Origin of the sequence: Halomonas sp. ND22Bw (genome assembly GCF_003011945.1) — a bacterium.
Lineage (GTDB): Bacteria > Pseudomonadota > Gammaproteobacteria > Pseudomonadales > Halomonadaceae > Halomonas > Halomonas halophila.
In genome coordinates this window covers 82707-96842 of record NZ_PXWD01000001.1, presented here as the reverse complement: position 1 = coordinate 96842, position 14136 = coordinate 82707, and the positions used below count along the sequence as shown (strand labels likewise).

The following is a 14136-nucleotide window of genomic DNA, read 5'->3' as shown; positions in this document are numbered from 1 at the left end:
CGCGTGCCCGGGCGCCGCTTCCGCCTGCTGGGGCTGGCCCTGTGCCTGCCCCTGCTGTTCGGTGGCTGCGCCAGCCAGCGCAGCACCGATGGCATCCCCGCCATCGAGGCCCTGGACAACCCCGCCAACGCCGAGACCAGCTTCCGGCGGCTTCCCGAAAGCGTCTACACGCCGCCGGACTGGCCCGCCCCGCTGACCGCCCGGGTATATCTGCCGGACACGCCGCGCGACGCCCGTCGCCCGGCGGCGCTGGTCGTCCACGGCGGCGGCTGGCAGCGGCGCTCCCCCGACGACATGACGCCGATCGCCGAGCGACTGGCCGCCCGCGGCTACGTGGTCGCCAACATCGCCTATCGCTTCGCCCCCGACCACCGCTTTCCCGCCCAGCTGCACGACCTGCAGGTCGCCATGACCTGGCTGCATGACAATGCCGACGCCTGGCGCATCGACACCGACCGCATCGTCGGCGTGGGCTATTCCAGCGGCGCCCACCTCGTCAGCCTGCTCGCGGTACAGCAACCCGGCTCCCCACTCGACCGCCCTCATGGCGGAGAGAGGACACGCCTGGCCGCCGTGGTGGCAGGCGGCCTGCCCAGCGACCTGATGAAGTTCGACGACGGCCGCCTGGTCAGGGAATTCATCGGCGGCACCCGTGCCGAGAAGCCCCGCGCCTATCGCCTGGCCTCCCCCGCCCGCCAGGTCGGCCCGCTGACGCCGCCCCACTTCCTGTTCCACGGCGATCGGGACAGCCTGGTCCCCGTGGACCACGCCACCGACATGTATCGTCACCTCGACGCCGCCGGCGTTCCCGCCGAGCTTTACCTGCAGACATGGCGCGGCCATATCACTGCCTTCCTGACCCGTGACGACGCCATGGACGCCGCCCTGGCCTTCCTCGATGAGCAGCTCTCGACGGAAGAATGAGCGGCAGCGTGAAAGCGCCTGAAACAAAATCCCCCCCCCGAAGGCGGGGACCTTCGAAGGGTTCTTGTCCATCAACGCACGACGCTTGTCAGCTCAGCTTCCAGCCCAGCGTCTCGCCGGCCTGCAGCGGCACGATGACCTGGCCGTCGGGATAGGGCAGGCTTTCCGGCAGCGTCCAGTCCTCGCGCACCAGGGTCACGGTGCCGGTGTTGCGCGGCAGGCCGTAGAAGTCGGGCCCATGGTGGCTGGCGAAGCCTTCCAGACGATCCAGCGCACCGACCTGCTCGAAGGCCGTGGCGTAGAGCTCCAGGGCGTGCGGCGCGGTGTAGGCGCCGGCACAGCCGCAGGCACTTTCCTTGTCGCCCTTGGCGTGGGGCGCGCTGTCGGTGCCGAGGAAGAACTTGCCGCTGCCCGAGGTGGCCGCCTCGATCAGCGCCTGACGATGGCGCTCGCGCTTGAGGATCGGCAGGCAGTAGTAGTGGGGCTTGATGCCGCCGACCAGCATCTGGTTGCGGTTGAACAGCAGGTGATGGGCGGTGATGGTGGCCGCCACGTTGGCCGGTGACTCGGCCACGAAGGCCGCCGCGTCGGCGGTGGTGATGTGCTCGAAGACCACCTTGAGCGACGGGTGACGCGCCAGCAGCGGCTTCATCACCCGCTCGATGAACGTCGCCTCGCGATCGAAGATGTCGATCTCGGCGTCGGTCACCTCGCCGTGCACCAGCAGCGGCATGCCCAGCCGCGCCATGGCCGCGATGGCCGCATCGCAGTTCGCCAGGTCGGTCACGCCGGAATCGGAGTTGGTGGTGGCCCCCGCCGGATACAGCTTGACCGCCTGCACCAGCCCGGAGGCATGGGCACGCTCGATCTCCTCGGCCGTGGTCCGATCGGTGAGGTAGAGCGTCATCAGCGGCTCGAAGTCGAGCCCCGCCGGCACCGCCGCGAGGATGCGCTCGCGATAGGCCAGCGCCTGCTCGGTGGTGGTCACCGGCGGCTTGAGGTTGGGCATGATGATGGCACGGCCCATCTGCCGGGCACTGGCAGGGACCACGGCATCCAGCACTGCGCCATCGCGCAGGTGAAGATGCCAATCGTCGGGGCGGGTCAGGGTCAAGGAGGTCACGATCTATCCTGTCTCGGCGATTCCGGGGATGAAAGGGGCCGCAAGGCCCGGCGCTGGCGGCAGTATACAGGAAGCGGCCTCCAAGGCGGGATGCGGGATGTGAGAGGCGCAGGATGTGAGAGGCAATGCGCCATCGCCCTGCCCGGCGGCCGGCCCCGCTGACGAACGCGGGTGCGCCGGCCCGCCGCGATGCCGTATCATAGGCGCCGATCCTGCCAGGCCTGTCGAGCCTTCGCCGCGACCCGCGGACGTGAGTCGCGCGACTGCCCGCGTCACGTCGGGCGGCCTTGGCCAAGAGGCCGGGCTCATGGCGGATCCGCGACACGTCCGACAGTTTCCTGGGAGAGAACATGCCGAAGGTTCGTCACTACGCCGACCTCGTCGCCATTCTGGCCGGCCTGATGTGGCTGCTGGTCTACTGGTCGGTGAGCTACTCGGTGTACATCGACAACATCGAGCCCACCATGGCGGCGCTGCTGATCGCGGGCAGCCTCATCATGATCAGCTTCGTGCACCGCCCGATTCGCGTACTGCTGAGCCGCTACCACGTGCGCAAGCGACGCACCGAGATGTGGATGCACATCCTCGCCCTGCCCCTGGGCCTGGCGTTCTTGATCGCCATCCTGATCGAGCATCTCATCACGCCCATCGACGGCATTCAGAAGATGCTGCTGTTCAACGTGCTGGCGACCGCCGGCTGGCTGGTGTTCATCTTCACCCTGGCGGTCAAGCTGCTGATTCACATGATCAAGGAGAAGCGCAAGGCCCGCTAGCCAAGCGCTCCCTCCCCCGGCCGGTTCAGAAGCGGTCGACCCGGAAGGGCCGCATGTCGATCGCCGGCGCCTCCCCCGCCATCATCTGCGCCAGCAGCTGGCCGGTCGCCGGCCCCAGGGTGAAGCCCTGGTGGCCATGACCGAAGGCGCACCACAGCCCCGCCTGCCCATCCACCGGCCCGATCACCGGCTTCATGTCCGGCGTGCAGGGCCTTGCGCCCTTCCAGGGCTCGGCGTCGAGCCGCTCACCGAGCGGATACAGACGACGCGCGCTGGCCTCCGCGGCGGCCAGCTGATCGAGATGCGGCGGCGCCTCCAGGCGCTCGAGCTCGGCACCGGTGGTCAGGCGGATGCCGGCCCGCATCGGCGCCAGCAGATAGCCGACCTCCGCGTCCATCACCCAGTGATGCAGCCGCGCCTCGCCTCGACTGGCGTAATGCATGTGATAGCCGCGCTTGGGAAAAAGCGGCAGCGACACCCCGAGGCGCGACAGCCACCGGCGCGACCAGGGGCCGAGCGCCAGCACCACCGATTCGGCCGACAGCGTCTCGCTCCCGATGCCCACCTGCCAGCCGCCGCCCCCCGTCGACAGCGTCTCGACCTCCGCCCGGACGATGCGCCCGCCCTCGCGCTCGAACGCCTCGGCATAGGCCGAAACCAGCGCGCCGGGATCGGCTACCGTCCACGGATCCAGCCAATGAATCGCCCCCGCCAGCCCGTCGTTCACATCGTTTCCCAGACTCGGCTCCATGGCGGCCAGCGACTCGGCATCGAGGGCCCGATAGCGGACACCGAACCGTTCCGCGTTCTCTTCGGCTTCGGCGAGACGTGCCTGGAGCGCGGAGCGATGACGATATACCTCGAGCCAGCCCTCGCGGCGCACCAGCGACTCGGCGCCGGCGGCCTCGATCATCGCCCCGTGGGCATCCAGGCAGCGCTCGATCAGCGACGCATATTCAGGCACGATCCGCCGATATCGATCGGGGGCGGAGTGTTTCCAGTACTGCCAGAGGGGGCCGGCCGCCTCGAGCATGCCGCCGGGCCGATAGCGGATATCCACCTGGCGATTGGGCAGCACGCGCCACAGGGTGGCGAGATCCCGCGGGAAGGGATAGGGCCGCACCGCCTCGCGCTGGATGATGCCGGCGTTGCCGAACGAGGTCTCGCGCCCGGGGGCGCGCCGGTCCACCAGGGTCACGACCTGCCCCCGCCGGGCCAGATGCCAGGCCACCGACACGCCGACCATGCCCGCTCCCAGTACGATGGTGCCGCTGCTCATCCGTTCATTCCCTTGTCGATGCTGTGACCCCATCATCCCCAAGAGCGCAGGAGCATCGCAAGCATGGCCTCAAGTGTCGCCGCCTTCCGCCTCGATGCGGGCACGGATGAAGTCGCCGTGGCCGACGTGCAGCAGCTCGGCCAGGCGACGAATGCGGTGCTCCTCGAGGGGATGCTTGTCGCCGTCGACCAGCGCCAGCGACCACATCTCGCGAACCAGCGCGACCCGCTGGTCGTAGTCGCAGCCATCGCGCACCGCGCGCAGGAAGCGATGGTGGTCCACCGCCGACTCCGTCTCGTCGCAGGCCTGGCGCACCAGCGCCTGCGCCTCCTCGCCGGGAAGCCCGAAGCGAGCGGCGAGAATCACCGCGAGATGCTCGAGCTCGGCCTCTTCCAGGCGATAATCCGCGCGGATCACCTCGCACAGCAGCACCGCCGCCGCCAGCGCCTGGCCGGGCTCGGCCTGTTCAGACGACGACGCCGGCGCCATCATGTCCTGAAAGAGCCGTTGCAAGGACTGGATCATAGGAACTCCCGACATGCCGAACATGATTCCCCTCCTCGTCGCCCTGGCCTGCGGGCTGGGCGCCGCCCTGGCCGCACGCGGCGCCTGGCAACGACGCAGCGTGAATCGCTGGCCCACGGCACTGGCGACGGTCGAACGCACCGAGGTGCAGGTCGTCGACGACCATCACCGCCGCGCCGACCGTGACGAGCATCCCAGGCGCTTCCTCGCCCGCCTCCACTACCGCTTCGAGGTCGAGGGGAACGAATATCGCTCTGACAACGGCCAGTTCGACGGCGTTCCCGACTTCACGAGCCGGGAAGCCGCCGAAGCGTTTTTCTCCCGAACGCCACCGGGCAGCCGCTTGACCGTTCGCTACGACCCCATGCGGCCCGAGCTGACGCAGCACGGCGAACAGCGCCAGCCCACGGCCCGGCTTGGGCTGGCAGCGTTTCTGGGCGTGGCGGCGATTGGGGCGCTGTGGGTATGGTGGTGAGCTCGGCATCGACACCTGATGCAGACAAGCCCAGGCTGGCGACGAACGTCACGGCAGCATCCGGCCGACCAGGCTGGCCAGGTGCAGCCGCCAGCGATAGCGCCGCTCCAGGGCCTGCATCATGCTCAGATCGTTGCGGTCGCGCCAGCTTCCGCGATGCCGCTTGAACGCACGAGCCGTATCGAAAGACACGAACGCCAAGCCATCCGATACGACATGATGCCGGGAATCCTCGAGGAGCCGTGTGCGATCGGCACAGAAGTGTTCGAACTCATCCGAGGCGATGACCCGGAGCGGTCCTCCCGTCAGCGAGACCGGCGCCTTGGTCAGCACATCGATATAGCGGGCCTTCCTCAGGCCGTACACCTGCATCAGCGCTTCCGGGCCGAACAGCACCTCTGGCGACGACACACCGGACCGGGAGAGCAGGCAACGCAGCTCGGCGCCGAAGTCAGGGGAAAACCTGGCCCGATGGGCATGCAGGGCATGGTTCAGGAAATGCCGGCCGCCGGGCGTCAGCACAAGCTCGGCGATACGCTCCCGTTCCTGCGGGCAGCTGAGCAATAACCAGCCCTTCTGCGCCACGCGCGCGGGGGGCCGCATGCCGACCGCCATGACCAGTCGTTTGACCACAAGCGGCGCCTTGTGCGACCTCGAGCGGGGCCAACCAGGCGGCACGGGGTCCAGGCAACGCAACAGGTACTGCCAGCCGCCGGACGACACCGACACCTCCTGCCTCTCGGTCACCACCCCGGGAAGAACCATCTCGCTGCTCCAGGCATCCTCCATGGGGGTCAGGGCAAGCAGCCCGGGGCCTTCCTGAGCCCCATCGAGCTCCCGGACCGCGGTGACGACCGCCGACGTGGCACCGCTATCAACCATCGGCAACACCTCTTCTTCGGGCACCCGCCTGCCGAGCGCTTGATGACGTCAGAAGCGTTCTTGACGTGAAGCGTCCGGCCTCGGCGTATCGCCATGCCGCTGGATCGGCACAGCCGTTAACACGAGGTTACATTGTTAACATGCCGTCAGAATGATGGTTTTTCCCATGACAGCGTGATCAGGCGAGACGTGAAGAGGTCAGTCGAAAGAGGTGGATCACACCCCGTAATACTCCCGGTACCAGGCCACGAAACGACGCACACCCTCTTCGACGCCGACCCGAGGGCAATAGCCCGTAAGGTTGAACAAGGCCTCGGTGTCCGCCCAGGTACGCGGTACGTCACCTGGCTGCATGGGCTGGAAATCGCAGATCGCTTCGCGGCCGGTGGCACCTTCCACCGCATGCACGAAGTCCATCAGCGATACCGGGCTACCGTGACCGATATTGTACAGCGCATAGGGCGCGTCGCTGATATCGGGCGTCTCGGTCGTGCCGCCAGGCTGTCGCTCAGGCACCTCGTCCAGAATGCGCGAGATCCCCTCGACGATATCGTCGATATAGGTGAAGTCGCGTGACATGTCGCCGTGGTTGAAGACCTGGATCGGCTCACCGGCCAGGATAGCGCGTGTGAACTTGAACATGGCCATGTCCGGGCGCCCCCAGGGACCATAGACCGTGAAGAAACGCAGGCCGGTGGTTGGCAGGTCGTAGAGATGGGAGTAGGTGTGCGCCATCAGCTCGTTGGCCTTCTTGGTGGCCGCATAGAGACTGATGGGATGATCGACGTTATCAGAGGTATCGAAGGGCACCTTGTCGTTGGCGCCATAGACCGAGCTGGAGGAAGCATACACGAGATGCCCCACCCGCCCGTGACGACAGCCTTCCAGCACGTTGAGGTGGCCGATCAGGTTGGCATCGGCATAGGCGTGGGGGTTTTCCAGCGAATAGCGCACCCCCGGCTGCGCCGCGAGGTGAATCACTCGCTCGAAGCCCTCTGCCTCGAAAAGCGTCGCTACCGCCTCGCGGTCGGAAAGTTCGAGCCGAATGAAGCGCACGTCCTGGCAGTCCTGCAGGTCATCCAGCCGAGCCTGCTTGAGCGCCACGTCGTAGTAGGGGTTGAGGTTATCGACACCGACGATCTCATGCCCCTGCCCCGAGAGCCTCCGGGCGACGGCATGACCGATGAATCCTGCCACGCCCGTGATCAATACCTTCATGCTCTCCTGCGCCTCCTGGCTCGTGTTCTACGGGCACTGCTGGCCCTTATGGTGGCGCGCATTGTACCTCAGTGCCAGAACGGGCCGCAGCACTCCGCCCCTGCCGTCACGCGACGACCATGCTAGAATTTTGCCTTTTGCGCCGACACTCGCGCCGCGCCAATCACTCGGCTCTGAGCGTCGCAGGATGAAACCGCCGTGCAGGACGACACCATGACCCGCAAAAGATTCGCCTTCGTCATCGAGGACCTCTACGGCGGCGGCGCCCAGAAATCGCTGCTCTATACGGCCGACCAGCTGCGCCAGCGCGGTCATGCGGTCAAGGTATTCACGCTGCGGGAGCGCATCGAACATCGACTGCCCGAAGGGCTCGAGATCGAGAACCTCGCCGTGGTCACCCGCTTCACCAAGGCCACCAGCACGGTACTGACCGAGAAATGGCAGGCCTCACGGATCAAGCGTGCTCTGACGCCCTGGCGACCGGACGTGGTGATCTCCTGCTCCTGTGACAAGATCACCCGCCACCTCGACTTCCCGAACCTCTACTTCTGGATCAAGTCGGATGTCTCGGCCAAATTCAGCGACACCAAGCAGCGTGAGCGCGCCTTCGCCAAGGTCCGGCGCTTCTATAAAGACCGCCAGGTCATCGCCGTGTCGCAGGGCGTCAAGGAGAACCTCGAGCAGATCGTCGGTCTCGAGGCCGAACGCATCGTGCCTATCTACAACCCCTATGAACGCGGCCCCTTCATGGCCATGGCCGAGGAAGACGCCCCGGTTCCTGAGGGCGACTATTTCCTGTGCGTGGCGGCCATCGAGCCCCGCAAGCGTCATGACCGCCTGCTGCGGGCCTATGCCGAAAGCGCCGTGACCACGCCCCTGGCGATCATGGGCAAGGGCAAGCCGGAACACGAAGCTGCCGTTCGCGAGCAGATAAAGGAGCTCGGACTCGAGGACCGCGTGCTGTGGCTGGGCTATCACCACAACCCGTATCCCTTCATCCGCCACGCCAAGGCGATGGTTCTGACCTCGGATGCCGAGGGGCTGCCGCGAGTGCTGATCGAGGCCCTGCTGCTGCACACGCCGGTGGTCAGCGTAGACTGCCCCAGCGGCCCTCGAGAGATCCTTACCCAGGAGCTGGCCGATTTTCTCGTCGCCACTGATGACGAAACAGGCCTGGCTCAGGCATTGGCGAACATGGACCGTGCGCCAATCACCATCGAGCCGCGCCACTATCAGCAGTTCCTCAAGGAAACGGTCCTGCCCCAGTTCGAGGCGCTGTGACGGTGAAGCTGCTCGACATCCCCTTCGACGACCGCCGACGTCGCTATCTGGTGTTTCATGCCGACGGCCTGCCAGCCCAACTGCGCCTGGCCAGCACCAGTACCACCGCCGCCTTCGAGGCCGCGGGCAGCAGCCGCTTCTATCTCTCACAGGACGGGAAGATCCTCGCCAAGGTGGTGCCCGACAAGTTCACCAAGCGCAAAGCGCCATTCAGCTGGTTCAGCCGCGACTATCTGGAGAAGCGCTGGCTGCTGCAGTCGGATGCCCGCAAGGAATTCCTCAGCCTGGGCATCCTCCAGCGGGCCGGCCTCGCCACGCCTCGCTGCCACGGCTGGGGTCTATCGCTGAACCCGGCGAATCGCAACGCCTCGCTGTTGCTGATGGAACACCGTCAGGATGCCAGGCCGGGGGGCGATGTCTTCGAGTCACTGGACGACGCCGGCCGATACCGTTTTCTGGAACGCTTCTGCGAAGAGGTGGCCCGTCTCGCTCGCGCCGGCTACGTTCACCGCGATCTTCACTACAACAACCTGCTGGTGGCCGATGACGGCACGCTGATCTGGATCGATGCTCATGTACGCCGGCTGCCCAGAAAAAAAGCCGACCAGTGGCCGGCTTTAGAAAGCACTCTCGTTGCTCATAAACTCTATGGCACCACTTACCGCGAATACGCCGCATCTACCATATCGAGACTCTTCATACCCTGAACTCATACATCATGCATCGGTAAGCGCATCATGTTCCAGAGATAAATACCGCTTTGCGACCGCTTCAGAGTCGAACCTATCGACAAAGGCATCAGGAACGTCAGGCATGTCCTCGACGACTCTCTTAAGTGCGCCACCCAATGCAAGGCCATCGTCCAAGGGGGCTAGATATTCTGCAAACTCTTGCACTAGAATCTCTCTTGGCCCCGAGCAACAATCAACACTAGCAACCGGGGTACCACAAGCCAACGCTTCGGCAAGAACCAGGGAGAATCCCTCATAATCAGAGCTTAGAACAAGTGCCCTTGCCTTGGCCATGTAAGGATAAGGGTTATCACGATGCCCGAGAAGGATGACGCTACCTCTCAGCTCCAGCCTATCAACTTCTTCTTCAATGAAAGACTTCGCCCCGCCCTCACCAATGATCACCAACGGGATGTCTAGTTCGCTATAATGATAGGCATTCAGCAGTCTATCGAAGCGCTTGGATCTTTGCTCAAGCCTTCCTACGAATAAAACATATTCTGGAGGCACATCATCGACGAAACACTCTGAAAACTCTCTCACCGAAGCCAGCTCAACGGGATTATGGACGGCCAGACGTCTAGCAGGCTCTACAGAAAACAGGTTTTCCAACGACTCGATGATACCATCCGAAACGCCCAATACTTTTTTACCATTGTAGAGGCGGCGAACATCACGAGACTTCTTTTTCTTTCGCCATCCGCTCTTGTTACCCACAAGCTCGCGTGCAGGGTCGGAGTGCAAACAGTACCAAGCAACCGCTGACAGCGAAGAACGACTCACCACTTTATGAGAGTAATTCAGATGGGAAACGACGAGAGTCGCTTCCACCCCCTCTCTCGCCAAGTGTTCATCCAGCAGCTCAGCGTGACGCGAGTGGCGGCGCCACTTTGCATATGCCCCTTTATATCCCATGGGCAACGCAAAGATACGGGTCTCGTCGGGAAAACTTCCTGACACCCTGTCACTCAAGGCAACAAGTGTCACGGGCACTGAAAGCCTGAAAAAAGCCCAGCACAAGCGTCGAATGACAGCAGGAGCACCGCCAGTATCCAAATGATCTACGATAAATAAAACGCTATGCATAGTATGACACACGCAAGTCCACTAGATCGTTTCAGGAGGGCCATTCGAAAGTATCGGGCCAACACGCCGGATCCAAATCACCGGAGAGACTCTCGGGGACACTTTCACGCAAGGCAACGATCATCAATTCCAATGCCTGCTGTCCCTTAGTCTCACCCACGATGCGCTGCCACCACTCACGATGTACCGCCATGACCCGTACCGGCACGCTGTCCAAACCCAGCCGCTGCGCCATCGCCAGGCGATGCAGGCCACGATTGATCTTGATCAAACGCCCTTCTCGGCTTACCGCCACGCCCAGCTTGTCCTTGCCGCGAGAACCATCGAACCCTCGTACGGCCATGTCATCAAGAAAGCTCAGATACACGCGCAGGTACATCAGGATTCGCTCTTCGGAATCCAACAACACCCCCTGCTGATGGGAAGACCACGGTCTGCCGGCTTTCAAGCGAGCCGCATACCTGGCGAAACTTTCACTCCGCGTCAGATCGTCGCGATGTTCATCGAGATCGCTGATAAAACGGTAACGGGAACTGAATCGCAGATCGCCACGCCGAAGATCCCATTCGCCATCCCAGAGGAAACGCGATGAGGAAGGACGCTGGCGACGATCATACCCACGCCAGTCGGTGCTCTGGATCAGCTCACGCGGGTCGACTTCAAGGGTCAGCCGATCCCCGAGAGATTCTTCCATCGCTCGCCGCGGCAGCCCCTTTCGTTCGATCGTGGCACTGCCGTATCGGCCCCTGAGCCACCGGCGCAACAACCGCCTCTCCAGTGGCAGGCCAACTCCCTCCTGGAATGCTTCACGTACCGAGACCTGCAGACGGGCACGGCGAATGGGCCAGCGCATGCGATCATCGTAAAGAGGAAAGAACGCCGGATCTCCGGCAGGCGCCAATGGAATCGAGTGGCGAGCCGCTGGTTGGTGGCAAAATGATTTCATGGATGCGGTAACAGTTCCCTGATGCGGTGAGTCGGCAGTCTCCCGGCCGCCTTGCTCGCTTCTTGTAGGCCACCAAGGCCTCTTGTTATTCGAAATAAACGCCTGAGTGCACGGTATATATTGCACACATCACTATTGAACTCGGCCAATACGCAAGAAGCAGAGACACTTTACCCAAGGCCCTTCGTCTCGTACATAGACCGGCGGTCATAGCCGGCAACCGCGTGGCAGTCGTGTGTGCAGCAGTGGGACTCACCGGTAAAAACCATATCCTACGCCAATGCAAACAGTTAGAATGCTACACATATGCTTGATGGCCTGACAAGCGTCTCCGACACATCGAGCCACGGCAAGCCGAAAGCACGAAGCCCTCCCCGGATAGTGAAACATTGCAACCTTCGACATTTCCTCCCAGACGCATCATGATCGTTTTGCGCCGCCTCGGTACCGGTGGCATCGAGACCGCCACGATGACACTGGCCAACGCCATGGCGGCGGCCGGACACGAGGTTCACCTGCTGGTGCTGAAAGGCCAGCCGATCCAGCAGCCCTCCCCCGACGTCATCGTTCACTGCCGTGACATAGACAGGGAACAGCGCCGCAGCGCCGCCGGGATGGCGTGGCACCTTCTCAGTCGGCTGTTGCTTTCTCCCCTCATCCCTCAGTCTGGGTTCATATGGCAAGGATGGCGCTGCAGCCGAGCCTTCGATGCCTTCGTGACCAACGTCGAGCAGCAATACGGCAAGCTGGACCAGATCTTGCTCCGCGGCCAGGGGGCCTTCGAGCTACTGTGGCGTGTCAAGGATCCGCGGACCTGGCGCGTCGTGGAAGCCGTGACAGGGCGCTTTCCCGAACATGCACTGGGGCGCTGGCTGACGCGCTGCCTGTTCAAGAACCACCGCGTGATCAGCGTCTCCGAGGGAGTGAAAGCGAACCTGCAGGCTTACCTCAACGCCCAGGGAGTTTCCATCGAAACGAGTCACGCCATCCATAATGCCGTGCCCTTTGAAGCGATCCGTCACTCGGCATCAGCGCCCCCGCCGGTCGAGATCCCCGGGCCTTTCCTCGTCCATGTCGCCCGACTGGTACCGGTCAAGAGGCAATGCCTGCTGCTCGAGGCCTTCGCCCTGGCACGCCAACAAGGGTTGAAGCATCGCCTGGTGATCATCGGCGACGGCTCCGAGCGTGCCCGACTGGAAAACCTGTCCCAAGCACTGGGCATCGACAACGCCGTCGATTTCCTCGGCCATCAGGCCAATCCCTATCCCTGGATGGCACGCGCGGATGCACTGGTGCTCAGTTCCCGTTTCGAGGGGCTCGGTATCGTACTGATCGAAGCGCTGGCGCTCGGCACGCCCTGTGTCGCCACCAGGGCGCCAGGGGGCATCAACGAAGTGCTGGTCGACGAACAACAGCAATTGATCACCGACGCCACCCCGGAGGCACTGGCCGCCGGCATGCATCGGGCCGTCGCATCACCGATCGAGGTTCAACCGGCCTGGATAGAGCGCTTCAGCGAGCGCAGAATCGTCAGCCAGTTTCTCGATCTCATCGATGACCGCCAGGAGCCCGCCGATGCCAACCACGCATGATCACACCCTGCCCCTGGCGCCCGAACGCGAGGTCGACGGCAGCATCGATGAAAAGGGCAAGCTGCACCTATCGGAAGCCACGTCCTCGACCAGCGGTTGGAGCTGGATGCTGGAAGTTCGCTATCAGGCTCGCGGCCGCTGGCGGCAACCCGGCATCACGGTTCGAGAAAATGGACATGAGCGCTTCATCCAGTACCTCGAACCCGGGCAAGCCGGCAAGCGTCTGCTCAATCTTACCGGTATCGACGATCTCGGCGCAGTGACACTCTCGGCCGAAAGATGCCGGCTGGCCCCCCAAGCGCGACTGCTCGGCTTCCAGCGCCCGGCACTCGACGACGGGCCACTGATGATCATCGCTCCCCACCCCGATGACGCCGAGCTCGCCGCCTACGGCCTGTACCGCCAGCATGCCGAACGCACCTGGATCCTGACCCTGACCGCGGGCGAACGCCACAAACGGCTCGATCGACAGTACCTGCCGTTCCTCGATCACGATCTGAAGAGCGCCAGCCGTCGCAAAGGCTGGATTCGGAGCTGGAACAGCGCAACGACGCCCCAGCTCGCCGGCGTCGCCCAGGATCGGCTCTACATGCTCGGTTATTTCAACGACACCCTGGCCACTCTGCTGGACACCCCGAACATCTGCGCCCCCTCTCTGGCCGATGACGCGCTATCACCTGCCGACTTCAGGCGTTGGAACGCGCGGCCACTGGCCTCCGATGAGCTCCCGGGCGGGCCCAGCAACCGGGGAGACGACCTGCTGGCCGATCTGATAGGGCTGCTCGATCAGGTGCGCCCCAGTACCGTGGTGGTGCCCCATCCAGAACTCGATCCGCACCCCGACCACCAAGCCGCCGCAGCGGCTCTGGCAACGGCACTAAATGCCACGATGCATCGACCCGAGCGAGTGCTGCTCTATGCCAATCACCTCAAGAGTCAACGCGGCTTCCCCCGCGGGCCGGCCCATGCCGCATCTGGCGTATGGCCGGTCGCTTGCTCGACATCAGGCCTGGGGGCATGGTCGCTCTACAGCCAGCCGCTCGACCTGGAAGCGCAGCGGGAAAAAGCCGTGGCCATGGACAGCATGCACGACCTGCGCGACAAACCAGGCTGGGAGCGTCGGCTGAAACGTGCAGTGAAACGCCGACTGAGCGGCATTCAGCCCGAGCGTTGGGCCGACTACGGCCAGCACGACTTCTTCCAGACTCACATCAAGGCGCAGGAAATGTTCGCTCTCGTCGGCACCGAGGCGCTCATGGAATATTTCGCCTCCCACTGAACATCAGGCCATCAACCCCCAG

At 63.9% G+C, this 14136-nt stretch carries 14 protein-coding genes; 7 read left to right on the top strand and 7 right to left on the bottom strand.

The genetic code is table 11. From position 1 onward, the window contains the following. Positions 1 to 3 precede the first annotated feature (3 nt). Positions 4 to 924 carry an alpha/beta hydrolase gene (locus CVH10_RS00435; protein ID WP_106487513.1) on the top strand — a complete coding sequence of 307 codons (921 nt, stop codon included), beginning with the start codon at positions 4 to 6 and terminating at the stop codon, positions 922 to 924. Between the two features lie 88 nt (positions 925 to 1012). On the opposite strand, the gene pyrC is transcribed toward CVH10_RS00435, so the two are convergent. Continuing rightward, the gene (pyrC, locus tag CVH10_RS00430) at positions 1013 to 2047 is read right to left on the bottom strand and encodes a dihydroorotase (protein WP_106487512.1); all 1035 of its coding nucleotides are present in this window, start codon (positions 2045 to 2047) and stop codon (positions 1013 to 1015) included. 350 nt (positions 2048 to 2397) lie between these two features. Between pyrC and CVH10_RS00425 the strand changes: the two genes are divergently transcribed. Beyond that, on the top strand, positions 2398 to 2820 hold the full coding sequence (locus CVH10_RS00425; RefSeq protein WP_035593445.1) for a hypothetical protein: 423 nt from the start codon (positions 2398 to 2400) through the stop codon (positions 2818 to 2820). Positions 2821 to 2845: 25 nt separating this feature from the next. Here the strand turns inward: CVH10_RS00425 and CVH10_RS00420 are convergent, their stop codons facing one another. Together CVH10_RS00420 and CVH10_RS00415 are read right to left on the bottom strand one after the other, a co-directional pair. Further along, positions 2846 to 4099, bottom strand: a complete 1254-nt coding sequence (locus tag CVH10_RS00420; RefSeq protein ID WP_106487511.1) for an FAD-binding oxidoreductase — start codon at positions 4097 to 4099, stop codon at positions 2846 to 2848. A 69-nt stretch (positions 4100 to 4168) separates the two neighbouring features. Continuing rightward, positions 4169 to 4624: a TerB family tellurite resistance protein gene (locus CVH10_RS00415; RefSeq protein ID WP_106487510.1), complete on the bottom strand. Its 456-nt coding sequence runs from the start codon at positions 4622 to 4624 to the stop codon at positions 4169 to 4171. A gap of 13 nt (positions 4625 to 4637) precedes the next feature. Here CVH10_RS00415 and CVH10_RS00410 point away from each other — a divergent pair, with 13 nt between their 5' ends. Further along, entirely contained in the window at positions 4638 to 5099 is a 462-nt protein-coding gene (locus tag CVH10_RS00410; RefSeq protein WP_106487509.1) for a DUF3592 domain-containing protein, read from the top strand. 48 nt (positions 5100 to 5147) lie between these two features. Here the strand turns inward: CVH10_RS00410 and CVH10_RS00405 are convergent, their stop codons facing one another. After that, a complete protein-coding gene (locus tag CVH10_RS00405; protein ID WP_146142891.1) occupies positions 5148 to 6005 on the bottom strand; it encodes a hypothetical protein in 858 nt (285 codons plus the stop codon). 192 nt (positions 6006 to 6197) lie between these two features. Further along, positions 6198 to 7199 carry an NAD-dependent epimerase gene (locus CVH10_RS00400; RefSeq protein WP_106487507.1) on the bottom strand — a complete coding sequence of 334 codons (1002 nt, stop codon included), beginning with the start codon at positions 7197 to 7199 and terminating at the stop codon, positions 6198 to 6200. Between the two features lie 213 nt (positions 7200 to 7412). On the opposite strand from CVH10_RS00400, the gene CVH10_RS00395 reads away from it, so the two are divergent. Then, positions 7413 to 8480, top strand: coding sequence for a glycosyltransferase (locus CVH10_RS00395; RefSeq protein WP_106487758.1), 1068 nt, complete (start codon positions 7413 to 7415; stop codon positions 8478 to 8480). A gap of 2 nt (positions 8481 to 8482) precedes the next feature. After that, entirely contained in the window at positions 8483 to 9187 is a 705-nt protein-coding gene (locus CVH10_RS00390; RefSeq protein WP_369335693.1) for a lipopolysaccharide kinase InaA family protein, read from the top strand. A gap of 9 nt (positions 9188 to 9196) precedes the next feature. Here CVH10_RS00390 and CVH10_RS00385 read toward each other — a convergent pair whose 3' ends face one another. Both CVH10_RS00385 and CVH10_RS00380 read right to left on the bottom strand, forming a co-directional pair. Beyond that, positions 9197 to 10198 (bottom strand): glycosyltransferase, encoded by a 1002-nt coding sequence (locus CVH10_RS00385; RefSeq protein ID WP_181244330.1) that lies wholly within the window; start codon positions 10196 to 10198, stop codon positions 9197 to 9199. A 130-nt stretch (positions 10199 to 10328) separates the two neighbouring features. Further along, entirely contained in the window at positions 10329 to 11150 is an 822-nt protein-coding gene (locus CVH10_RS00380; RefSeq protein ID WP_369335692.1) for a hypothetical protein, read from the bottom strand. Between the two features lie 515 nt (positions 11151 to 11665). Here CVH10_RS00380 and CVH10_RS00375 point away from each other — a divergent pair. After that, a complete protein-coding gene (locus tag CVH10_RS00375; protein WP_106487503.1) occupies positions 11666 to 12835 on the top strand; it encodes a glycosyltransferase in 1170 nt (389 codons plus the stop codon). Next, positions 12819 to 14114 (top strand): PIG-L family deacetylase, encoded by a 1296-nt coding sequence (locus tag CVH10_RS00370; protein WP_181244329.1) that lies wholly within the window; start codon positions 12819 to 12821, stop codon positions 14112 to 14114. Before CVH10_RS00375 ends, CVH10_RS00370 begins: the two co-directional genes overlap by 17 nt. The last annotated feature ends 22 nt before the right edge of the window (positions 14115 to 14136 follow it).

Bases quoted from the DNA above. Each gene is read 5' to 3' on its own strand.
- CVH10_RS00425 (WP_035593445.1), top strand. From the start codon at position 2,398: ATGCCGAAGGTTCGTCACTACGCCGACCTCGTCGCCATTCTGGCCGGC.
- CVH10_RS00420 (WP_106487511.1), bottom strand. From the start codon at position 4,099: ATGAGCAGCGGCACCATCGTACTGGGAGCGGGCATGGTCGGCGTGTCG.
- CVH10_RS00415 (WP_106487510.1), bottom strand. From the start codon at position 4,624: ATGATCCAGTCCTTGCAACGGCTCTTTCAGGACATGATGGCGCCGGCG.
- CVH10_RS00410 (WP_106487509.1), top strand. From the start codon at position 4,638: ATGCCGAACATGATTCCCCTCCTCGTCGCCCTGGCCTGCGGGCTGGGC.
- CVH10_RS00400 (WP_106487507.1), bottom strand. From the start codon at position 7,199: ATGAAGGTATTGATCACGGGCGTGGCAGGATTCATCGGTCATGCCGTC.
- CVH10_RS00395 (WP_106487758.1), top strand. From the start codon at position 7,413: ATGACCCGCAAAAGATTCGCCTTCGTCATCGAGGACCTCTACGGCGGC.
- CVH10_RS00380 (WP_369335692.1), bottom strand. From the start codon at position 11,150: ATGCGCTGGCCCATTCGCCGTGCCCGTCTGCAGGTCTCGGTACGTGAA.
- CVH10_RS00375 (WP_106487503.1), top strand. From the start codon at position 11,666: ATGATCGTTTTGCGCCGCCTCGGTACCGGTGGCATCGAGACCGCCACG.
- CVH10_RS00370 (WP_181244329.1), top strand. From the start codon at position 12,819: ATGCCAACCACGCATGATCACACCCTGCCCCTGGCGCCCGAACGCGAG.